The sequence below is a fragment of the Sporosarcina sp. FSL K6-6792 genome, assembly GCF_038004885.1.
GTDB lineage: Bacteria > Bacillota > Bacilli > Bacillales_A > Planococcaceae > Sporosarcina > Sporosarcina psychrophila.
In genome coordinates, this window is the sequence record NZ_JBBOSA010000001.1 from 1,801,634 (window position 1) to 1,822,936 (window position 21,303).

Below are 21,303 nucleotides of genomic sequence, written 5' to 3' on the forward strand. Positions count from 1 at the left end.
CAGCTGACATGTACGTCGTTTTTTGTTCGTTACTTAGTTTTCAGGTTGCTCTTCGACTAATTCAGTATCTACCACTTCGTCCTCTGTCGATAAAAACTGTTGTAATGCCTCTTTGTTTTGCTCGAAATCAATACTTAGAACTTCCCCTGCCGCTACACGCTTCTCTTCAAAAGAGTGTTCAACAGGAATACGTAGCGTCTCTATTTTATCAGTCTTGCCAAGAAGTAAACCTTTACCGATCGTAAGGATCGTTCGATTATCCACATTTGTATTAACGTAAGGCTCCACAACGCCGAGTAACTTAGGCAAGTTTAGTAAACTGTGGATGCTCACAGCTTCATCCTTTAATTTCGACAACGCTTCCTGCTGCCGTTCCACCCGCCCATAATCATTATTTTTATCGTGGCGGAAACGCACATAGCCAAGTAACTGTTCGCCATTTAAAACTTGGTTTCCAGGCTGTAATGTCATTCCAATTCCATGAGACATGGCATAAGGAATATCAACTTCTATCCCATTAGGAGCTACAACGTCTACGATTTTCGAAAATCCAGTAAAGTCAACAATTGCATAGGAATGAATATCAATATCAAAATTTTGCTTAATTGTTTGCCTTACAAGTTCCGGACCTCCAAGTGAAAAGGCAGAATTGATTTTATGATACCCGTGATCAGGGATATCCACATACGTGTCTCTCATAATAGAAACGAGTTTCATCTGATGAGTCGTTTGATTATAATGAGCAATCATTAACGTATCGGCTCGCGCATCTTCATTTCCCCGCGAGTCACTACCTAATAACAGAACATTAATTTCACCAAATTGTGGATCCGCACCTTCAAATTCATCAAATGACGCGCTGTCATCTTTAAGTGATCCTTCGTTTGCTATAGATAACCCGCTATAGTATTGAACTACTCCGTATATGATTCCCGCTAACAAAATCAATGTAGTTACAATAAAGAAATTTCTTAGTCCTTTACGTTTCTTATTTCTTCGCTCGCTTCTTTTCATTCAAAAATCCACCTATCGCTTTATTCTATGTTAGTTCTTCCTATTGAATTTGAAGCAAGTTGTACTGCAATCGCATCATCTAAATAACCAATGGCAAATAGGTAGTCAGGGATAGCGTCTAAAGGAATGATAAAATATAATAATGCACTTCCAATTATCGCAAGTTCACTCCGTGTACCCTTCCCCAGACGAAACTTCTTGAATAAGTCCTTCATCTGACAAATAAGTGGCCCGATGCTACCCACACTTTCCAGCTTCTTTCCGAATCCAGTAAGAATATCGTTTTTTCCTTCTACTGTTTGTACATACTGTTGGTACTTTGCTAACTTCTGTTCGATGACGGCTTCAGTTACATTTTGATTTGCCACGTCTGAAGATGCAAAAACCTCCTGAATACTTTCAGCAGATGTACGGTTCTTCAACAAAAAATCTTCCTGCTTCTGTTCAATAGGGTAACCAGCTGCTTCAACAAGATCGACCAAAGGCACTTCTAAACAGTCAGCAAATCGCTCTAAATGTTGCAGGTTCGCTTTTCTTTTACCGTTTATCACTCGTGAAATGGTAGCTGTATCGATTTTGCTAAGTTCACTTAGTTTTCGCATTGACAATGAACGCTCTTTTAATAATTCCCTTAGTAACAAACCAAGAGGCGAATTGATTACGTCTTTAGCCATTATCAATTCTCCTTTCCATGAAACTAACCGAGAATTAGACGCTATGAAGAATTGTATAATTGTGTTGACAATTTGTCAATATAAATAAACCCCATCTTCTTCGACCACTTTTTTAAAAATAGTTGAAGGAAATACGTGTTACAAATTAAAAGCCTAATGAAACAATGTAGGCTATACTAGTAGGTAAGAGGAACAGAGTATAATTCAATTCCTCTCTAGTCAAGGAGCTGATCTGAAATGTTAAAAAAACAGATGGAAAAGTATATTGCTGAAAATACGCTGGATAATAAAATCGAGTTCTTTAATGTGGATAAAGAATATGTCGCCAAACATCAATTGATTGCCGGTGATGTAACCGTTGTAGAGAAAGCGTTTAAATTCAGTGCCATAGAGCGGTGTGTGAAAGAGACGGAAAATCTGATACGGGAGGAAGATCAGAACTTTCTAAATGACAGCATTTCCTACTTAAAAAATCATATGAATGAATTCGTTTACGTAGAATCAAATGCTTTTGAAGTAATCAGAGTCGACGCTGTCGTTCTAGAACTTGATGATGTCTTCGAAACGTATACAGCCCTATTCGGACTAAAATTACAAAAGAAATTCGGGAATGACATGAAGGCATATCTTGACAAGCATTTACATGGAGATGGAGCTAAATATAGTGTGATGTTTTCAAATGAAGACGGGTTATGGGATATGAATTTTGCACTTAATTATATTGAAGGTTTTAGTGAAGATTTATCTTTTGTTGAGGTTTATCAACTGATGTATGACTTTATATTCAAAATGGTTGAGGCCGTTGATGAAGCGCAATGAAGGATGGGAATTAATTGAATGATTTAGGTTTTATTTACACATATACGCAGCACACAGATGAGCATGATTTGTGCATGTTAGAGATGAGATCATTTTTCGGCTTTGATGTCACTTCTACTGTGTTGAGAAGTTCGATTGAAATCGATCCAAGTCGCAGCGCATTTATGAAAGAACGACTGGACATTATGTATGAAGGCGACAATCTTGAGGAAATCTCCCGACAAGTTGAACAATACGATTTAGGTGGCTCTACATTTAGAGTCGTCAGTTTGAATACAACGGATCTCGATACGACGAAAAAGATTGGGCATCCGGAGCGTAGGAAAATTGAGCGTGAAATTGGACTACGTGTCAATGGTACTCCCGACTTAGTGAACCCACCTGCAAATACGTTTGGCATTGTTTTATTAGATGGTAAGTGGCATTTTGGGAAGCTTGTTGAAAGTGAGTCGGTCTGGTTCCTTCATCAGAAAAAACCGCATATGTACTCTACGGCATTAAGTACACGTGTCGCAAGAGCAGTGGCCAATATTGCGATTCCGCATCCAAAAGGTGTACGAGCCATCGATCCATGTTGCGGCATTGGTACGGTGCTGGTTGAAGCATTGTCGATGGGCATTAATATCGTCGGACGAGATATTAACCCGCGTGTCGTTTTGGGATCAAGAAAGAACATTGCTCACTTTGAGCTAGAAGGCACTGTAGAAATCGGTCCTATTGCAGAAGTCGTTGACGACTATGATGTTGCGATTATTGACATGCCTTATAATCTTTTTACACATATTACTCCTGAAGAACAGCTTGAAATATTGAAGGAAGCACGCCGGTTTACGAAGAAAGTCATCGTAGTGACGATTGAAACAATCGATCACATGCTTGAAGAGGCTGGATTCGTCATTACTGATCGCTGTGTTGCGAAAAAAGGACATTTTCACAGACAAGTGCTTGTCTGTGAATAAAAGGAAAGACCTCGTTTAAAGTAACGAGGTCTTTCCTTTTGTTATTTCACGGGAAAAATCGAGGCTATTTAATTTTCAGATAGCACAACTCTATTCCTTCCATCCACTTTTGCTTGATATAATGCTTTGTCTACCCTGCTGAATAGTTCTAGTATTGATTCCCGATTACTATGATAACTACCGACACCTAATGAAATTGTTATATTATTATTTGTTGGACATATAGTTGACGAGACATTTATACGAAGTCTTTCAGCGATATCCATTGCTTCCTTGACATCCGTTTCAGCTAGCAGGATTACAAACTCTTCCCCACCCAATCTAATACAGACATCGTCGCCCCGTATAATTTCGCGCATTTTTCCAGATAGAAACTTAAGTACTTCGTCTCCGATTTGATGGCCATATCGGTCATTGACAGCTTTAAAATGGTCGATATCAATCATAATCATAGAAAATGGTCGATTGTCCATAGTCCATTTTGCAGTGACTTTGTCTCCATACCTGCGATTCTTTAGTCCGGTAAGAGGGTCTGTGTAGGAGCGTTCCTTATAATCCTCCACCCTCTGTTGCTGACTCTTAGCATAATCGTGAATTGTTTCATTCAACTGCTTAGCTTCGAAATACCACGTTGGAATGTCCGCCGATTCGCCTGTCCTTTCATTTCCTTTCAGATTCGCCGAAAACATCGCCAATTTGCGCAACGGTGACGATAATCTCTCAGTCAATACAATCGTCAACACGAAGAAAAACATGACAAATGGAAGCGCGTAAAGTAACATTTTGTACACCATTCCTGATAAAGGTTTGACGCTTGCTTCATAGGGTGTTTGCGAAACAACTCCCCACTTACTAGACTTTATGTATGTGTAACCGGCAAGATAATCTTTACCTGTTGAGTTCATAATTTTTTGTGCACCGCTTTTATGCAGGAGGATTTTTTGTGTGATTTCATTTTCAAGGACCGTTTCCCCGATTCTTTCAGGGTCCGGATGGTAAATCAGCATCCCTTTATTATCGACCACCCACACATAAGAACCGTCCGTGGAAAAGTGTTCGCCAAGAATATCATGAATAATATTATCTTCCTGCAAATAAATCGTGCCGCTTAAAAAACCGAGGTATTCATTTTTTTCGTTCCACAATGGAGTGGAAATTAGAATAAGCAGTCTGCCGGTTGCAGCTCTGTAAGGTGTAGAAATCAGGTTCTTTCTTTCAGATAGTGCTTCTCTTGGACCTTCTGTATCTAGTTTCTTCCCTACTATGCCCACTTCCGGCGATGTGGCAAGTACTACGCCATCTTTGTTAACAACGGAGAGCGAGTTAAAGTTTTTACTACTGCTTATTAAGTCCGCAAGTTTTTCAGTTAACTTTTCAGCATCGTCAATTTCAGCACTCATTTCAGACGCTTTAACTTGCAAATTACTTTGCATTCCTTTAAATACTTCTTCCGTTAGTTGCGACAGCTTCATTGAGTAAACTCTATTAATCTCTAGGGAGTTATTTATTAAATTTTCTTTTGTAACAAAAAATCCAGATAACAACGTGATACTGAGAATACCAATCATCGCAAATGATACGAGAAGCGTTATCCAGAATCGTAATGTTTTGATCATATTTAATACCTCTTTTTTGTTGTATTTCACTTCTATTATTATATCGGTTATTTAGAGAACTGTTGAATTGCTTGGATTATTAACAAAAAATATGTACAGGATTAGGAAGCATTTTATTGGTTGTGGATAGACTACGGCTTCCTATATATGGTATACACTCACTTTATAAGATATACTATAGGGATTACTTTGCCTAGTAAATGTCCCTTATAGTATAGTACATATTCGAAAGTCATGGTGATATAATGGAAAATAATTCAATATGGGATAAAAGATTGAAGGAGTTTTATGTTGAAATCGTAAAATACTTTTCACTTATTGCAATGGGTGTATTTTATTCCTTTATCATTTTTGGTAGCGTTTTTCTTTATTACTACGTGAAATTTCTTCAATGGTTACCTCCCTTTCTTCCAACCGAAATGATAGCGTCATTAGTAATTACGTTTACTTTTTTGATGACGAACATTCGGACATTTGTCAAAAAAGCTGATGTCATCTTTTTAATGCCAGCAGAGACAGCGTTATCCTCATATTTTAAAAAATCGATGTTTTATAGCACTTTTATGGATGTAATCAAACTACTAATCATGTTAATTATTATTAGTCCTCTTGTAAAACAGACTGAAATTATTTCGATCACAGTCCTTATTACTTTTTCAGGCTTAATCCTCTTGAATATTCACCTGACTTGGATTGAACAATGGATGACTACTAAACTTCAAAAGTTACTTCACAAAGTCATTCGCTTTCTAACATTTTATACTATTATTTATTTGATGTTTACGGGTCAGTGGGTAATTGCAGGAACTTTACTAATTATCAATTCCTTCATTTGGTTCTATGTATTTAATAAGAAAGGAACGGGGCTTAATTGGGACTATTTAATAAGCCAAGAAGAGAAGTCCCTATTAAAGATTTACAAATTTATTAATCTATATATTGATGTCCCCCATCTTCAGCATTCGTTTAAACGCAGGAGGTTCTTGGGTTGGCTAATAAAGAACGTAATAACTTATAAGCAATCTTCTTCTTACACATACTTATTTTCACACTTGTTTATTAGGTATAATGAATTTTATTATTTGTATGCAAGATTAACCTTAATAGGGATTAGCATTCATTTTTTCTTTCCTGCTAATGGCTGGATTATAGCTTTTCCACTGTTATTTTTATCTGGGTACCAGTTACTTCCTTTACAATACTCGATAAATAACAGTTCCCGTATTTATCCCGTATCCATTAAGGCCCTTAAGCAGTCTTTTCAAAAACTACTAATGAACCTATTAATCGTGCAGCTACTTTTTTTCAACTTGGCTTCGTTTAGTCCTAATCCTCTTATAAAAGTGGTTGTAATAATTTTCTCGGAGTTGTTAGTTATATATTGGTTTGTTTACTTTTTTGCATCAAAACGAATTATGAGACAACCTGAATAACTATTTACTTCTAAATGAGTTTTTCGAGAAATTTCATAGGCTGAATTCACTAATATACACGTCACTTGCAATAAAACCAAATTTCACTAAATCCTAAATATTTTTATATTGATTAGTTTCCAGCCTTTCATTCTACCAGGAATAATAGGTAGAAATAGAGGTAATATGTGGATGATAGTTGTATAAGTACTTATCTAATTTGGGCACTACACAGTCAATTTTATAAACAAAAAGAAAGTACCCAGCATGATAACTGAGTACTTTCTCTTTTTAGTTTGAAACAAATGTTGTATAGTCAGCCAACAGGCGTGCACCGTAGCCTGTCGCGGATTTTGCATAGTATCCTGAAGCACTATTTTTACTCATCATGCCCGCCATATCGACATGCAACCATTTAGTTTCTTTCGGTACAAAACGACGAAGGAATAAGCCTGCCGTGATGGATCCTGCACCACCTAATGAACTGATGTTGTTCATGTCCGCATAATCACTGTCTAAAGACTTATCATACGCTTCGACTAATGGCATCGGCCAGATGAAATCACCGTTTTGATCGCCGATTTTTTTCATTTGGGCAGAAAGTTCCTCATCTCCAAAAACGCCACCGATTTCAGTGCCGAGTGCATTGACGATTGCGCCTGTGAGCGTTGCGATATCGACGATGTAGTCCGCTTTCCATTCACCTGCACGAATAAGTGCATCTGCTAAAATGAGGCGTCCTTCTGCATCGGTATTGCCGACTTGCACCGTCAATCCATTTTTGTAGGTAATAACTTCACCTGGTAAAACAGATGTGTTGTCCGGCATGTTTTCCACAATTGGAATAAGTGCCACGACATTCACTTTCGCATTCGATTTCGCAAGCAATGTGAGTGCACCAGAAACAGCAGCTGCTCCCCCCATATCCATGCGCATATCACTTAGGTCTTTGCCGCTCTTCAAGCTGATGCCACCTGTATCGAATGTCACGCCTTTACCGACGAGTGCCACAAGCGGTTTCGATGCGTCACCTTTGTAAACTAGTTCAACGAATGAAGGCTTGTAGATACTGCCACGCGCGACTGTCAGGACGCCGTTCATCTTCATTTCCTCAAGCTTTTCTTTATCGAACACATTCACTTCAACGTCAGTACCTTCAAAGTTGTTCTTCAATACTTCCGGGAATGTTTCTGGATTTAAGACGTTTGACAGCTCATTCATCAAGTCGCGTGAGAATGCAGTTGCTGCCGCACGAATCTTCCCTGCTTCAACGAATGGTTTCGCTTCGTCTCCAACTACATGAAGCTTAGTTTGAAATGCTGTGACATCCGATTTATATGTAACAAACTGGTACGCTCCTAGTTCCCATCCTTCTGTAAATGCTGTCAGCACAGATCCTTTATCCAACTTTGTATAGGCGTCCGCAAGAACTTCTGCTTCTACAATTGCTGTTTCGGCTTTTTGAGCGCTTACATCGCGAACGATATTCCCTGCTGTTGCGCGAACTTTCTCTAGTGTCATATCTTTTTCTTTACACTTTTTCACGACAATATAATGCGTTTCTCCAATTAATACAGAACTATGCCCCGCCTTTTGATTGGCTACGAATTGTTTGATCGCAGCATTTTCCGAAACAATTGGATCGTTCGCGAAAATAACTTTTACTTCATTAGACATATGATTTCCCCCTGGACAAATTATTTCGACTTCTAAAATAGTTTATCACAAGTTGTCCAACTTCAACGAATTATCTTTTTTCGGAAATCACGAGGCAAAGTGTTATTTACTAAATCGAAATTTTTCATTGCTTCTTGCCAAATCCACTATATAAAGGCAATCTTTAATCGGATGAACGGAGCCATCGCCACTTTATATTATGTAAAAAGACGCCTCTAAAGCAGAGAATACAACCTCAAACATTCCATTTGAATTCCCCCTTTAAATAGTCCTATAAGTCATCGCCTTTGAATAAAATGAAATGACGTCATATTAGCGGAGGGCTATTCATGAATTCTATATTCACCTATATCTTTTTAGGCATATCAATGGCCGCACCAATTGGACCTGTTAAGTCCGTCTTATTAAATACGGGTATTAAAAATGGTTTTTTTCATGCCTGGTTTTTTAGTCTTGGTGCTTTGACAACCGACATCATGTATATGTTCATAGTGTATTTTGGCGTTGGTCAATTTATTGATTCGCCTTTAATGAGAATAGTTCTTTGGTCTTTTGGCTGTTTTGTACTTTTGTATACGGGTATAGAAAATTTACTATCGCTACATAAAATTGAGATGAATTTGAAATACGGTAAAAGAGTCCGACTTAGAAAATCAATACTATCTGGTTTCTTCATGTCATTGTTGAATCCACTGACCATTCTTTTTTGGCTAGGGATATATGGTTCTATACTCGCGAATACGGCTAGAGTCTCTACAGGTTATCAAATTTTTATAAATAGTATCGCCATTTTGGCTGGCATTATTTTAGTGGATTTTATAATGTCCTTTTTATCCAGTGGAGCTCGTAAATTATTATCCACCAAGCTTTTGAAAATCGTCTCTCTTATTTCATCCATAATAATGATTGGTTTCGGAATCTTCTTTGGCATGCAGGCTTTTCAAGCGTTATTTTAATACACCCTCACCTGGTTTCATAAGTCTGTTCCCCCATTTTCACATAGTACTGTTTAGTAAAGACTATACAATAAACATCTAACGCATAAAATGAACACACAAGGAGACCATACCTTTATTAGTCAAAAACAGGATTAGTCGAGGTGTGGTAATGGGAAAAAGTACGGTTCAAGTAAGTATATGGTGCACTGTAAGTATGGCTTCAATTCCTCTTATCATGACACTAGGGAATTCCATGCTTATTCCAGTACTCCCGATACTGGAAGAAAAGGTTGGAATCACATCATTTCAGTCGAGCATGATCATTACAAGCTATTCAGTTGCGGCTATTTTTCTAATACCAGTAGCCGGCTATTTATCAGACCGTTTTGGTAGGAAAATGGTTATATTACCAAGTTTAATCTTCGCTTTAATCGGGGGTCTGATTGCAGGGTTTGCTTCATGGAAAATGGGGGACCCATACACAATGATTATCGTTGGTAGAATCCTGCAGGGAGTAGGGGCGGCTGGAGCCATGCCAATCATTTTGCCACTTGTGGGTGACCTTTATCAAGATGATGATGAAAAAATGAGTTCTTGTTTGGGTATTATCGAAACGTCGAACACGTTTGGAAAAGTATTAAGTCCCATCTTAGGTTCAGTATTTGCCGCTATTTTATGGTTCCTGCCATTCTTCTCCATTTCAGCGCTTAGTTTAATTTCTTTTGCACTTATTTTTTTCTTTGTTAAAGTCCCCAAAGAAAAAGATGATCCTGTAAAGTTTAAGCAATTTGTAAGTAACACAAAAAAAGTATTCAAGGTGGAAGGTAAATGGTTGTATACCGTGTTCCTTAATGGGGTCCTAGTTATGCTGATATTATTCAGTATGTTATTTTTCCTATCAGAAAACCTTGAAAAAGTTCATGATGTAAAGGGCATAAAAAAAGGGTTTGTTTTGGCCATACCGCTTCTGTTACTTTGTATTTCTTCGTTTATTTCCGGTCGAAAAATTAAAGGGGATCTAAAGACGATAAAAAAAGTAATGATTATTTGCTTGATTGCAATGTCCGTCAGCGTTATATTCGTAGGGTTTACAAGTAAAAAACTGATCCTTCTGTTAGTAGTAACGAGTATAGTTGGAATAGCTATTGGTGCATTATTGCCTGCACTCGACGCTATTATTACAGAAAACATAAAAAAAGAGTTAAGAGGCACGGTTTCCTCTTTTTATAGCTCAGCGAGATTTATCGGTGTTGCAGCTGGTCCCCCTATTATGTCACTTGCTATGAAAAATTTTCTCAATGTCAGCTATATTACTGCAGGTGTATTGGGATTCATCCTAATGTTCATTGTCTTTAAGTTCATCAAAGTCGAGGAAATTGAAAAAACAAATAAAATAGCGTAAAAAAAGGACCTAGTAGCGGTTGTTGCTAAGTCCTTTTTCAAGTAGAATTTCTCCTTTAGATAGCTGTACAGGTCAATCCCTTCGAATAAGATGCATAGATATCATTTTAAGGAAGGACTTTTTCATGAATTCAATAGTTACCTATATCTTTTTAGGTGTATCCTTGGCTGCGTCAATCGGCCCTGTTAACGCGGCGCAACTAGACACAGGGATTTAAAACGGATTTTTTCATGCTTGGATTTTTGGTATTGGAGCTTTAACAGCTGATGTCTTGTATATGATTATGGTATATTTCGGGATTGGCCAAATTATTGAGTTCCCTCTTGTAAAAATAATTCTTTGGTCTTTTGGTTGTTTTGTTCTTAAATATACGGGTATTGAGGGTTTACTTTCGCTACATAAAATTGAGTTAGCTTAGAAATTCGGTAAAAAGTTCGTCTTAGACGTTCCTTATTACCAGGTTTTTTCATGTCACTTTTGAATCTTCTGCAGATTGAGGAATTCCGACCTTTAGATTGCCCTCAATTATCCCTGTCAGCGCTAAAATGGCAATCACAATAAACATAAAAATAGCGGCGATTTTCATTACAGCGTATACATTTTCTAATTTCCGCAAACGGCATAGATCGGTGTAAATATCCATAACTAAACGTTAGGAAATCAAAATCTAGACAAGATTGAAATCGCCTTAAGCTGACTGCCAATGATTAATATTTCCGAACACCAGAAAACCCAACCACTACTAAAACCGGCCCAACGTCCATATGCATTTTTGGCATAGGTACGGAATGATCCTTGCTGCGGATCCTTTGCAGACATTTTCGCTAGTATTTCAAACACGATAAACGTTGCACTTGCAGCCCTGATAACAGAAGGACCTGTTATTTTAATCGCAATACTTGATGCCTGGAAAAAACCTGTACCAATAATGCGACCTACTCCGATAAGGGATAATTGCCACCAAGCAAAATTTGCTGTTTCATTCCTGCCGCCCGACGTCCCCCCATTTCTACACCTCCACATAAAGATAGACTTCCACAAATCAGCGGATTTATTTGTTATCGAAATGATAAAAAACTTCTATTAATGCAATAGATTCAACTTATTAAAATTATTAGCTTCCCTTAATTTAACACAAGAAAGCATCACTACTACAACAGCCCCGTGATGCGAATGTTACTCGCTTCACAGGACTGTTTTCCATATTGAGAACTTTGTTATTTCATTCCGATTAAATTATTTATTCAAGAAATATACCTCAATATCATCTATATACTCGGCACTTAACAATTGGAAAGGAAATGATTTTTACTAGGAATCAGTTTCCAATATCGCTACGTCGCTAGATTCATGTGTCGTACAAATAGATTATTGCAGTTTCTATTGAATTCTAAATTAATAGTGCCAAGTATATAGCATTAAGTTATTCTTTTTGATACGCTTTTCTTAATCACACCGTCAGGAGGTAATTTCATTGAAAACAGTATGGAATCATCAAGGAATTATTGAGAAATTTGAAGCAAATCGCAATGAAGAACTAGCTGGACCGATGATGGCCTATCTGAAAAATCATTTCCCTTTCCTCGGTATCAAAAGTCCTCGACGTAAGGAATTATTGAAAGAGCACTTCGCCGAATATACGTTGCCTGGACCTGAGCAGCTGTTTGAAGAAGTGTGGAAACTTTATGAACTGCCGAAGAGGGAGTACCAATATGCAGCAATTGCGCTGATTGAGAAAATGAAAAAGCATTTAACGACAGATGATTTTCCTGCTTTACTTCAATTAATTGAAACGAAATCATGGTGGGATAGCGTGGATTCAATTGCGCCTCACTTTGTAGGTCACATTGTAAAACTTGATCGCGAATATGGTGAAAAAATCATGTTGGAGTGGTCTCTTTCGGACAATATGTGGACAAACCGTTCAGCAATTCTTCATCAATTAAAATTCAAACAACAGACAGATACCGAGCTATTATTCCAGATTATCAAACAGCATTCAGATTCTAATGAGTTTTTCATACAAAAAGCGATTGGTTGGGCATTGCGAGAATATGCAAAAACGTATCCAGATCTTGTTAAAGTATTTGTGGGGGAGCATCCATTAAAGCCGCTTAGTAAGCGGGAGGCGTTGAAGCATTTTAAGTGACTTCTCTCTTGTCAGTGTAAGTAAACCATCAAAACAAGAAAATCTCCCCTTAAGTTGAAGTTATTTAATCTAAAAAAATGCCAAGTATCCACACCATTAAAAACGGTTCGGTTACCTGGCATCTTTTTTATAGATTTTTCTTTTTTACCTCTTCCATATTAGTATCACTATAAATTGCGGTTCCAGTTCCACCCGTTTTAGCAAGTATTTCTTTCACCTCATTATACGTTAGACCAGATTCTTCATTTTGTCGTTTAACCTTCATAATGTCCGTACCCGCTTCTGTAAATTTCTTTTGACTATTACTTTTCATTTGAGAACCTCCAATTATTTTGTCCCCTTATAGTTCCCCAATGAAAGATTTTCACGCAGGCTCTTCCTGCCAACTATGAAATTATTATCAAATGCCAGGAATATCACCGTTACTTGCCTTCCTCATAAATGCTCGCAATTTTCCCAATTGAGGCAATTCGGATTTACACATTAGTTTGGCTAACACTCAAAATTATATGCGGAAATTGTGTGGGTATGAAAAGTACTTGTATAAATGACAAAACCAGTACCTTGCAATGAATAATACTATATGATATATTGTTGTCAACAAGTACTTTGTATGAGATAGTACTGTCCATTGAACTATAGTGAAAGGAGTGTAAGCGAAGTGAATGTACAATTCAAAAAAGGTGTGCTGAATTTATGCGTGCTTGTTCTTCTTGATAAGCAAGATCGCTATGGCTATGAGCTTGTGCAAAAGATTTCCGATCAAATTGCAATTTCCGAAGGATCTGTTTATCCCCTGTTGCGTCGTTTAACAAAAGAAGGATATTTCACGACCTATTTGCAGGAATCAACGGAAGGCCCTCCCCGTAAGTACTACACATTGACGGATGCTGGCCGAGAATATCTTCATGAACAGTTAAGCGAATGGAAAAGTTTCACGGATGGCGTGAATACATTAATCGAGGAGGGTGTAAGGAATGACTGAAAACCAATTTATAGTTGAACTTGAAACTGCATTGAACCAACTGCCTGCTGAGGAACGGAATGAAATTATTCAAGATATCCAAGAATACTTCACGAATGGCCGTGAGGATGGAAAATCAGAAAACGACATCGCCACCTCCCTAGGCTCTCCTAGGAAAATTGCTGAAGAATTACTTGAGTCGTCTTCATTTGTGGAAAATAAGGCGGAAATCGTGTCAACGAATGAAATCATTACAATCCAAGATAACCTGTTTTTGAATGTCGATATCAACGTCCAGCATGGCGCACTATTTGTCAGTCCATCTGACAGTTCTATGACGACCGTTGAATTGATTGGTTCTAATGAAAAATTGAAACTAACTGCGGAAGTCGTTGGCGATACATTGTTCATCAGGCTTAAAAGTTTACGCCACTGGTTACTCATGTTCAATTTCAATATGAAAGCGGTGACCCTTAACGTGATCATTCCAATGAAGCTGTATCAATCGATTGCGATGAAGACAGATAATGGACGGATTTCTGCTGAGAAAATACTCTGCAAAAAAGTCAGTGTAAATACCGACAATGGAAAAATCCAATTAAAAGAGATTGCTGCCACTTCGTTGACAGCTGAAACGGATAATGGACGAATTGAAATCGATAAGGTGCAAATCGATCATTTACGAGCGAAAACGGATAACGGGCGAATTGAAATGCGTCATGTCGATGCGGACAGCATTGCAGCTGAGTCTGATAATGGTAGAATCGAGCTCGAACATGTCACGGGTTCCATTGTTGGCAGTACTGATAATGGCCGTATTACACTTCAGACGGACAGCCTTGATCGAAATATTGATTTTCAAACTGATAACGGAAGCATTGTTATTCAATCAACTAGCAAGCCAACAAATGTCTCCATTCATACGAAAACGGGCCATGGTAAAGTCGATGTATTTGGCGAACGCAATTCACGGACGGTCATCGGCGCTGGTGAACATACGATTCGTTTGAAGTCGGATAATGGACGGATTACGGTCGGGTGACCATGGATATGATTGGTTGGTGATGGTTTATATTTGCTCGGTGGCAATGGTTTATGATCGTTTAGCTTACTGATTTGCTCGGGAGCAATGGCATATGATCGCTTTGCTTACTGATTTGCTCGGGAGCAATGGGATATGATCGCTTTGCTTACTGATATGCTCGATAGCAATGGCATATGGTCGCTTTGCTTACTGATTTGCTCGGGAGCAATGGTTTATGATCGTTTAGCTTACTGATATGCTCGGTAAGCAATGGGATATGATCGCTTTGCTTACTGATATGCTCGGTAAGCAATGGGATATGAATGTAGTATAGAAAGTGGACACAATCCAATGAGCGTGTTTGGATGGAGAGAACAAACTAACTGAATGGAGCGTGTCCATTATGAAGAAACGAATAGATAATCAGCTGAAAGAGCATTTGATCAAGCTGGTGGTGGAAGACGGAAGAAAACAGATTGAAATTTCACGGGAGATGGATGTGCCTGTTAGTACCTTGCGAAAGTGGGTAAGTCAACATCGAAAAGAACTGGAAGGAAAACGTAATGGGGAAGAATTTGTAACCTCTACCGAGCGGCTAAGGCAGCAACGAGCGCTTGAAAAAGAAATCCAGGAACTGAAGGAAGAGAATGAAATCTTAAAAAAAGCCATGCACATCTTTTCAAAAAACCTGCAGTGATCTATTCATTTATTGAAAAGCACCGGGAAGAATACCGCGTGAATAGGATGTGCGAAGTTCTAAAGGTTTCAAAGAGCGGCTACTATAAATGGCGAGAAAAAGTACAAAGTGCCTCGCAGAAGAAAAAAGAAGGGGCATTAAAGTTAATCAAACAAATTTTTTACGAGAATCGGGAGGTCTATGGAAGCCCCCGAATCCAACGGATTCTGAAGAAACAAGGGGTACCACTTTCAGAGAAGACTGTCTCAAACTATATGAGAGAGCTGAGCTTATGCGCTACAGTGCCTTTTCACTATACGGTGACAACTCAATCTAATCATGAACATCCGATTTATCCTAATTTGTTAAAACGAAACTTCCATGCGGATCATCCCAATCAAGTGTGGGTCGTGGATATCACCTATATCTGGACAAGTCAGGGGTGGCTATACCTGGCTACGGTGATGGATTTATTCTCTCGTAAGATCATTGGTTTTAACTTAGCGAACACCTTATCCACGCAGCTGCCTCAACTGGCGCTGGAGCGTGCTTTTCATTTCCGTTCCCCAGAAGAAGGGTTGATTCACCATTCAGATCAGGGCTCCCAGTATGCGTCTGTTGCTTATACTGGACTGCTTAAAGAGAAGCAGTGCCAAATCAGCATGAGTCGTAGAGGTGACTGTTACGACAATGCGTGTATTGAATCCTTCCATGCGACAATCAAGAAGGAACTGATTTACCGAATGAAGTTCAAGACACGAAAGGAAGCAGAGACGGCAGTGTTGGATTACATCATCTCGTTTTATAACGAGAAACGCATCCATTCCACGTTAGACTATGTCTCCCCTAATTTTTTCGAGTTACAGTATCAAGAATTGAAAGAGAAAAATGCCCAGAAACCACTCACAACTTTCGTGGAAGAGCAGTTGGCTTTTTAACTGCTCTTCCACGAAAGTACAGCAAGCGCAGCGCGGTAGGCTTTTTAAAATAACTGCTCATTAATTCATGTCCACTTTCTTGACAGAATACCAGATATGATCGCTTTGCTTACTGATTTGCTCGGTAAGCAATAGGATATGATCGCTTTGCTTACTGATTTGCTCGGGAGCAATGGGATATGATCGCTTTGCTTACTGATATGCTCGGGAGGCAATGGCATTTGATCGCATAGCTTACAGTTATGCTCGGTCTACAACCTTATATGCTCGTTTTCTATGTTAACTAGTTAAACTCAAATAAAAAAAGCTGAGGACACCGATTTCCAGGTGTCCTCAGCTTTTTCATGTCTTTACACGACCGGTGCTTCTCCATCAAATGCTGCCCACTCTTCGCGGGATGGTCCATAGACGCCCGGCACAGGCAAGCCGGCTTGTCTCATGAGTACGGTCATTTGACCGCGGTGATGCGTTTGGTGCGCTGTTAATATGCCAAGCACAGTTCCAATCGTCCATTGCTCCCCGTACATCTCTTTTAAATCAGCTAACGATTCATCAGTCCACTGTTCTTTGATTGCCGCAACCATTGCTTCATTTATTGAACGGTAAGCCCCAGCAATTTCAACAGCCGATGTTGGTACAGCTGCATCGTGAGGATTTGCTTCGAAATCAAGGCCTGTTCGTGACATCATCTCGCCAAGCGTTGTAACGATATGCCATGCGATTCGGCCAAGGGTACGGTCTTCGGCTGACACTTCTTGATCAAGAGACATATCAGTTAATGTGTTTAGGATTTTCTGTGTCGATTCACTTTCATGGCCCCAGTTAATAAGAAACTCTTCGATTGTTTTAAACATATATATCCCTCCAATTTTTTCTTTACTCTATAAACCTTTTCGTCACCTGTCGTAATTTCCCCTTCATTATCATAAAAATAGAGGACATGGGCATTCTCCTGCTATTTAGAGAACTCGCCGTTTCACTTCCTCTAGTAGCGTTGCTTGCCTGGCTTTGTGAATCCATCCCTGTCACGATTTTAATGTAACTGTATCGTCATGGTATAATTTCCATAATTAGAATGGAGGAATCTTATGACCCGTAAAAAAATGCTGTTCCCATTCCTATTACTAATTTCTATCCTAATGACAGCTTGTTCAGCTAGTTCATCTGGCGTGAAAGGTCCTGAATTTGATAAAGCACAAACTGAATTTATCCAGGAATTAAGTGTTGAAAATATTTTTTCTTCATTAAGTGAATTAACGAAAAACCCCCGAGTAGCTGGCACAAGTTCGGAAATGCAGGCAGCTGCTTTTTTGACTGCACAATTGAAATCGGAAGGATATGAAGTCGAAGTTCAACCATTTGATTTCGAAAGGTACGTCATACCGGAGTCGCATGGCCTAGTTGTCGAAGGCTTTCCGGGCCCACTCTCTCCTGCCCCATTTCAATATTCAGTTGACGGTAATGTCGACGGTCAATTGATCGATGCAGGATATGGCTTGAAAAAGGATTACAAAAAAATTGATGTAAAAGGAAAAATTGCGCTTGTCGCTGTTGATAAAACTGCTTTTTATGAACTGGTTTTATTCGCTTCAGAGGCAGGTGCTAAGGCTATTCTTCTCTATTTCCCTGATGAACTGGAAATTGATAACTGGACGCTTGGTAGAGAGCATTTTAAAGACTTCATCCCCGCTCTAGCTCTTACTTATGATGAAGGGACGAAGCTTGTTGAATTTGTGAAAAATGGTCCCCCCGTCAGTGCGGCTGTTAAAATTAAAGGAGCCCGTATTGACAAAGCTGCATCACAAAATTTGATTGCCACTAAGCATCCCACTTCCGAAGCGGATGATGACATCATACTAATTGGTGCCCATTATGATTCCGTCGCCAAAGCACCCGGTGCGAGTGACAATGCAAGCGGTACAGCAGTTGTCCTTGAACTGGCAAGGATGTTCAAAACGGTTCCAACAAATAAAGAAATTCGATTCCTATTTTTTGGTGCTGAAGAAGAAGGATTGCACGGTTCAGAAAAGTATGTAAGTACTTTGACGAAAGATGAAATCAAGCGCTCTGCCGCCATGTTCAATTTGGATATGGTGGGCAGTGCCGACGCTGGAGATTTAGCCATACAAACGATAGATGGTTCAGACAATGTAGTTACAAAAGCCGCAAGTAAAGCGAACGAAGCACTAAATGGTGACCCAATCGAGACCGACTTCGGAGACAGAAGCGATCACACACCTTTTCATAATGCAGGAATCGACGCAGCGTTGTTCATTTATGATCCAGTGGAAGAGTGGTATCATACGCCAGAGGACACAATTGAAAAGTTAAGTAAGGCCCGTCTTGTTAACGTCGCCAAAATTGTTGGTACATCGATTTTTGAACTAACCTTTTCAGGTTCAACCAAAGAATAATACAAAACGAGTTCTTTATTCATAAAATCTGGCATACTAAAGATAAAGGGAGGCTGCTTTATGACGACAATTCTAATCGACGCGGATGCGTGTCCGGTTGTGAAAGAAACGATCCGAATAGCGGGGACCTTCGGATTTCGCTGCATCCTTATCTGCGATACGACCCACGAAATGCATCGAGATGGTGCAGAGACTATTATCGTCTCTAAGGGGGCGGATGCAGTTGATTTTGTTCTTGTAAATCGAGTACAGAAAGATGATATTGTCGTTACACAAGATTATGGTTTGGCCGCGATGGTGCTTGCAAAAAAAGGGCATCCAATTGACCAAAACGGGCGACTTTATACGGAAGACAATATTGACCAGCTGTTATATGCTCGCCATACCGCCCAGAAAGTTCGAATGGCTGGCGGACGACTACGCGGCCCAAAAAAGCGTTCAAAAGAGAGTGATTTGAAGTTCGAAGAGAGTTTAAAGAAGTTGTGTACGGAACTTATAGAAAAGTAAGAAAAGAAACTGTAAGCATCTTATGAAAAATAGAAAGAGAGCCCAAACCATAATCGGTTGGGCTCTTTTTTGTCAGTATCGATATTTTTTGTCCCTTATTTCTTCTAAAAGATCTATTACTCGATTGTTTTGCGTTTCAATGGTCTTTAAACTTTTCTCAATTGTGTTTGAAGAAAAAAACACAATCAGTACAATATTCACTCCAATAATCAATTCCAATGCTTTTCCCCATAAGATAACTCTTTTCATTATTTATTTTTTCTAGTTACCTCAGTCTAAAGCAATGTCGGCGATTTATATCTTTTTCCTCATTTCATCACGTATTTCTTTCAGGTATTCATTCCTTTGTTTCGCGGACTTTATAATAGCAACAACTGCATAAATACCAAATCCTAGAATACCTAAATACAGTAAGAAAGGTATAATCCCTAAAATTGACAATAAACTAACCCCCTTTATTAATCGTATCTCCCTCCACTCTACCACAATTATCCATAACAGTAAGGCGTATATATGCAATATGTTTTCATTTTCGCCTTGATAAGAGTAATAGTATATAGTCGATGCTTAACAAATAGAATGTTCTTCCAACACCGCTTTGTTCGTTATACGGGCGAGGTATATCACCCATTTAACCCCAAATAAGTCGTGCCGAATACACATGTATTGATTAACCAAAATCAACCAGTAAATAACTGATTCCAACACTAGGCGATTCGTGTGCAATTACTTTTGGATTGCTTTAGATTGAACGACCTCTATAGGATTACCGAGATGTCTTGGAGTGTAGGAATGGTGCTAATTCATCCGTCGCTCTCCAAATGTATACGTACACAAAGTGCTAAAACTTTTCGGAACGAAAGAATAGCGGAACTTTTCATCTGGATAATAGCCGCCAAAGATACAATTTTGACGGCTGAAGTCTTCTCCATAGTCTTGTCTTTTTTAGTTAAGGAAGAGTCACTTTCTTATAGTACATCGCATGATAAGACGCGTAATCTTTACTCAAAGTAAGCAAGGAACACCTTGTACAAAGTACTTGAGTGCCCGAAATTGTACCTTCGGGCACTTACAACCTTTATAAAAAGTGTGGCTAGGAATGACTTCGTCATTTCTAGCCACACTTGCCACTCGGTAAAGAGGTCATGAATAGTTCGCCGAAAGCGAACCGGAAATGATCCAGTGAAAATAGAGTTTTTCAAGTCTTTCTTACCTGCTCTTTATGCAAGGTAATGGTTAATCAACAGACGTGTGCTGAATATATAGTAGAAGAAAAAAGATATTTGTGATAATTAATATGATAAAACAAAATGCTCGCAAATTATCTGTTAATTAGTAGCAGGAAATAGTAAGAGGAGGCGTTCATTTTGACAAACAAAATTACTTTTATTGCTAACAACTACAAGGGGATAGCGACTAATTAACAAATTGGTTTAGTGTTTCCCCGAATTTTGAAAGGGGAAAATTATGAGTACAGAAAATGTGAAAATTGTAGAATTAAATGAAGAAAACTGGTATGACTGTTGTGAATTAGAAGTATCAAAAGAACAACAAGAATATATTGAGCCAAATGCAACATCAATAGCTCAATCAAAATTTGAACTTACGTTAAAGCCATATGATATGCTATTTATGCTGAAGAAAGAGTAGTGGGTTTTTTGATGTACAATTCTGTCCCAGAGGAACTTGATGGTTATTGGGTATATAGAATAATGGTGGATAAGCAATTCCAAGGCAAAGGTATAGGTAAAGCCGCTACTAAACTAATGATGTCAGAAATGGCTATATCGTTAAATGCAAAAAAAATTGTAGTAGGTTATCATCCAAATAACTTGGGAGCCCATAATTTGTACGCTAGTTTGGGATTTATTGATAATGGTGATAGGTTCGGTAAAGAAATGGCTGTTATCAAATATATAACCGATTAATAAACCAATAAGTATCTTAAATTCCGTCCTAATCGATGATTCAATTGAAGATAGAAAGAGTATGTTTCGAATAATTCCTTTCAAAACATGCACTTTCTTTTTGTTTACTTTTAAATTTCTTTCCTTACTTTTATCAAATCAGTTTCACTATTCTTGTCAGATCTAACGGGCTATTTTATACAGTTCCTTAGA

General features: G+C 38.6%; 17 protein-coding genes and 4 pseudogenes. 13 read left to right on the plus strand and 8 right to left on the minus strand.

Annotation, left to right across the window (positions count from 1 at the left end; translation table 11 throughout):
* Window positions 1–33: 33 nt before the first annotated feature.
* Both MKZ26_RS08595 and MKZ26_RS08600 read right to left on the minus strand, forming a co-directional pair.
* Entirely contained in the window at window positions 34–1,014 is a 981-nt protein-coding gene (locus MKZ26_RS08595; protein ID WP_340741640.1) for an LCP family protein, read from the minus strand.
* A gap of 20 nt (window positions 1,015–1,034) precedes the next feature.
* Entirely contained in the window at window positions 1,035–1,688 is a 654-nt protein-coding gene (locus MKZ26_RS08600; RefSeq protein WP_067206706.1) for a DUF1232 domain-containing protein, read from the minus strand.
* Between the two features lie 237 nt (window positions 1,689–1,925).
* Here MKZ26_RS08600 and MKZ26_RS08605 point away from each other — a divergent pair, with 237 nt between their 5' ends.
* Both MKZ26_RS08605 and MKZ26_RS08610 read left to right on the plus strand, forming a co-directional pair.
* Window positions 1,926–2,507, plus strand: a complete 582-nt coding sequence (locus MKZ26_RS08605; protein WP_340765777.1) for a branched-chain amino acid aminotransferase — start codon at window positions 1,926–1,928, stop codon at window positions 2,505–2,507.
* Window positions 2,508–2,581: 74 nt separating this feature from the next.
* Window positions 2,582–3,466 carry a TRM11 family SAM-dependent methyltransferase gene (locus MKZ26_RS08610; protein WP_340767631.1) on the plus strand — a complete coding sequence of 295 codons (885 nt, stop codon included), beginning with the start codon at window positions 2,582–2,584 and terminating at the stop codon, window positions 3,464–3,466.
* Between the two features lie 68 nt (window positions 3,467–3,534).
* Here MKZ26_RS08610 and MKZ26_RS08615 read toward each other — a convergent pair whose 3' ends face one another.
* Window positions 3,535–5,082 carry a sensor domain-containing diguanylate cyclase gene (locus MKZ26_RS08615; RefSeq protein ID WP_340765779.1) on the minus strand — a complete coding sequence of 516 codons (1,548 nt, stop codon included), beginning with the start codon at window positions 5,080–5,082 and terminating at the stop codon, window positions 3,535–3,537.
* 245 nt (window positions 5,083–5,327) lie between these two features.
* Here MKZ26_RS08615 and MKZ26_RS08620 point away from each other — a divergent pair, with 245 nt between their 5' ends.
* The gene (locus MKZ26_RS08620; protein WP_340765781.1) at window positions 5,328–6,515 is read left to right on the plus strand and encodes an ABC transporter permease; all 1,188 of its coding nucleotides are present in this window, start codon (window positions 5,328–5,330) and stop codon (window positions 6,513–6,515) included.
* 270 nt (window positions 6,516–6,785) lie between these two features.
* On the opposite strand, the gene MKZ26_RS08625 is transcribed toward MKZ26_RS08620, so the two are convergent.
* On the minus strand, window positions 6,786–8,171 hold the full coding sequence (locus MKZ26_RS08625) for a leucyl aminopeptidase family protein (RefSeq protein WP_340765784.1): 1,386 nt from the start codon (window positions 8,169–8,171) through the stop codon (window positions 6,786–6,788).
* Window positions 8,172–8,500: 329 nt separating this feature from the next.
* Between MKZ26_RS08625 and MKZ26_RS08630 the strand changes: the two genes are divergently transcribed.
* The 3 genes and pseudogenes from MKZ26_RS08630 to MKZ26_RS22350 all read left to right on the plus strand — a co-directional run.
* The gene (locus MKZ26_RS08630; RefSeq protein ID WP_340765785.1) at window positions 8,501–9,127 is read left to right on the plus strand and encodes a LysE family transporter; all 627 of its coding nucleotides are present in this window, start codon (window positions 8,501–8,503) and stop codon (window positions 9,125–9,127) included.
* Between the two features lie 151 nt (window positions 9,128–9,278).
* On the plus strand, window positions 9,279–10,511 hold the full coding sequence (locus MKZ26_RS08635; RefSeq protein WP_340765787.1) for an MFS transporter: 1,233 nt from the start codon (window positions 9,279–9,281) through the stop codon (window positions 10,509–10,511).
* Window positions 10,512–10,635: 124 nt separating this feature from the next.
* Window positions 10,636–10,923, plus strand: a pseudogene (locus MKZ26_RS22350) (LysE family transporter); the annotation flags it as partial.
* Between the two features lie 69 nt (window positions 10,924–10,992).
* Here MKZ26_RS22350 and MKZ26_RS08645 read toward each other — a convergent pair.
* Window positions 10,993–11,534 (minus strand): annotated as a pseudogene (locus MKZ26_RS08645) (amino acid permease); the annotation flags it as partial.
* A gap of 451 nt (window positions 11,535–11,985) precedes the next feature.
* On the opposite strand from MKZ26_RS08645, the gene MKZ26_RS08650 reads away from it, so the two are divergent.
* Entirely contained in the window at window positions 11,986–12,660 is a 675-nt protein-coding gene (locus tag MKZ26_RS08650; RefSeq protein WP_340765791.1) for a DNA alkylation repair protein, read from the plus strand.
* A gap of 127 nt (window positions 12,661–12,787) precedes the next feature.
* Here the strand turns inward: MKZ26_RS08650 and MKZ26_RS08655 are convergent, their stop codons facing one another.
* The gene (locus tag MKZ26_RS08655) at window positions 12,788–12,973 is read right to left on the minus strand and encodes a gamma-type small acid-soluble spore protein (protein ID WP_340765793.1); all 186 of its coding nucleotides are present in this window, start codon (window positions 12,971–12,973) and stop codon (window positions 12,788–12,790) included.
* 348 nt (window positions 12,974–13,321) lie between these two features.
* Here MKZ26_RS08655 and MKZ26_RS08660 point away from each other — a divergent pair, with 348 nt between their 5' ends.
* The 3 genes and pseudogenes from MKZ26_RS08660 to MKZ26_RS08675 all read left to right on the plus strand — a co-directional run bounded on the left by MKZ26_RS08660 (window position 13,322) and on the right by MKZ26_RS08675 (window position 16,262).
* A complete protein-coding gene (locus MKZ26_RS08660) occupies window positions 13,322–13,645 on the plus strand; it encodes a PadR family transcriptional regulator (protein ID WP_340765795.1) in 324 nt (107 codons plus the stop codon).
* On the plus strand, window positions 13,638–14,666 hold the full coding sequence (locus MKZ26_RS08665) for a DUF4097 family beta strand repeat-containing protein (RefSeq protein ID WP_340765797.1): 1,029 nt from the start codon (window positions 13,638–13,640) through the stop codon (window positions 14,664–14,666). Before MKZ26_RS08660 ends, MKZ26_RS08665 begins: the two co-directional genes overlap by 8 nt.
* Window positions 14,667–15,051: 385 nt before the next feature.
* Window positions 15,052–16,262 (plus strand): annotated as a pseudogene (locus MKZ26_RS08675) (IS3 family transposase).
* Between the two features lie 350 nt (window positions 16,263–16,612).
* Here MKZ26_RS08675 and MKZ26_RS08680 read toward each other — a convergent pair.
* A complete protein-coding gene (locus MKZ26_RS08680) occupies window positions 16,613–17,116 on the minus strand; it encodes a DinB family protein (RefSeq protein WP_340765803.1) in 504 nt (167 codons plus the stop codon).
* 234 nt (window positions 17,117–17,350) lie between these two features.
* Here MKZ26_RS08680 and MKZ26_RS08685 point away from each other — a divergent pair, with 234 nt between their 5' ends.
* Together MKZ26_RS08685 and MKZ26_RS08690 are read left to right on the plus strand one after the other, a co-directional pair.
* Window positions 17,351–18,676, plus strand: coding sequence for a M20/M25/M40 family metallo-hydrolase (locus tag MKZ26_RS08685; protein WP_340765805.1), 1,326 nt, complete (start codon window positions 17,351–17,353; stop codon window positions 18,674–18,676).
* Window positions 18,677–18,736: 60 nt separating this feature from the next.
* Window positions 18,737–19,183, plus strand: coding sequence for a YaiI/YqxD family protein (locus MKZ26_RS08690; RefSeq protein ID WP_340765806.1), 447 nt, complete (start codon window positions 18,737–18,739; stop codon window positions 19,181–19,183).
* A gap of 294 nt (window positions 19,184–19,477) precedes the next feature.
* Here the strand turns inward: MKZ26_RS08690 and MKZ26_RS08695 are convergent, their stop codons facing one another.
* Window positions 19,478–19,624, minus strand: a complete 147-nt coding sequence (locus MKZ26_RS08695) for a hypothetical protein (RefSeq protein WP_340765808.1) — start codon at window positions 19,622–19,624, stop codon at window positions 19,478–19,480.
* A gap of 1,026 nt (window positions 19,625–20,650) precedes the next feature.
* Here MKZ26_RS08695 and MKZ26_RS08700 point away from each other — a divergent pair.
* Window positions 20,651–21,111: pseudogene (locus MKZ26_RS08700) on the plus strand (GNAT family N-acetyltransferase).
* Window positions 21,112–21,303 lie beyond the last annotated feature (192 nt).

What these genes read in the sequence shown, in the direction of transcription:
- MKZ26_RS08595 (WP_340741640.1), bottom strand. Translation starts at nt 1,014, where the DNA reads ATGAAAAGAAGCGAGCGAAGAAATAAGAAACGTAAAGGACTAAGAAAT.
- MKZ26_RS08600 (WP_067206706.1), bottom strand. Translation starts at nt 1,688, where the DNA reads ATGGCTAAAGACGTAATCAATTCGCCTCTTGGTTTGTTACTAAGGGAA.
- MKZ26_RS08605 (WP_340765777.1), top strand. Translation starts at nt 1,926, where the DNA reads ATGTTAAAAAAACAGATGGAAAAGTATATTGCTGAAAATACGCTGGAT.
- MKZ26_RS08610 (WP_340767631.1), top strand. Translation starts at nt 2,582, where the DNA reads ATGTTAGAGATGAGATCATTTTTCGGCTTTGATGTCACTTCTACTGTG.
- MKZ26_RS08615 (WP_340765779.1), bottom strand. Translation starts at nt 5,082, where the DNA reads ATGATCAAAACATTACGATTCTGGATAACGCTTCTCGTATCATTTGCG.
- MKZ26_RS08620 (WP_340765781.1), top strand. Translation starts at nt 5,328, where the DNA reads ATGGAAAATAATTCAATATGGGATAAAAGATTGAAGGAGTTTTATGTT.
- MKZ26_RS08625 (WP_340765784.1), bottom strand. Translation starts at nt 8,171, where the DNA reads ATGTCTAATGAAGTAAAAGTTATTTTCGCGAACGATCCAATTGTTTCG.
- MKZ26_RS08630 (WP_340765785.1), top strand. Translation starts at nt 8,501, where the DNA reads ATGAATTCTATATTCACCTATATCTTTTTAGGCATATCAATGGCCGCA.
- MKZ26_RS08635 (WP_340765787.1), top strand. Translation starts at nt 9,279, where the DNA reads ATGGGAAAAAGTACGGTTCAAGTAAGTATATGGTGCACTGTAAGTATG.
- MKZ26_RS08655 (WP_340765793.1), bottom strand. Translation starts at nt 12,973, where the DNA reads ATGAAAAGTAATAGTCAAAAGAAATTTACAGAAGCGGGTACGGACATT.
- MKZ26_RS08665 (WP_340765797.1), top strand. Translation starts at nt 13,638, where the DNA reads ATGACTGAAAACCAATTTATAGTTGAACTTGAAACTGCATTGAACCAA.
- MKZ26_RS08680 (WP_340765803.1), bottom strand. Translation starts at nt 17,116, where the DNA reads ATGTTTAAAACAATCGAAGAGTTTCTTATTAACTGGGGCCATGAAAGT.
- MKZ26_RS08685 (WP_340765805.1), top strand. Translation starts at nt 17,351, where the DNA reads ATGACCCGTAAAAAAATGCTGTTCCCATTCCTATTACTAATTTCTATC.
- MKZ26_RS08690 (WP_340765806.1), top strand. Translation starts at nt 18,737, where the DNA reads ATGACGACAATTCTAATCGACGCGGATGCGTGTCCGGTTGTGAAAGAA.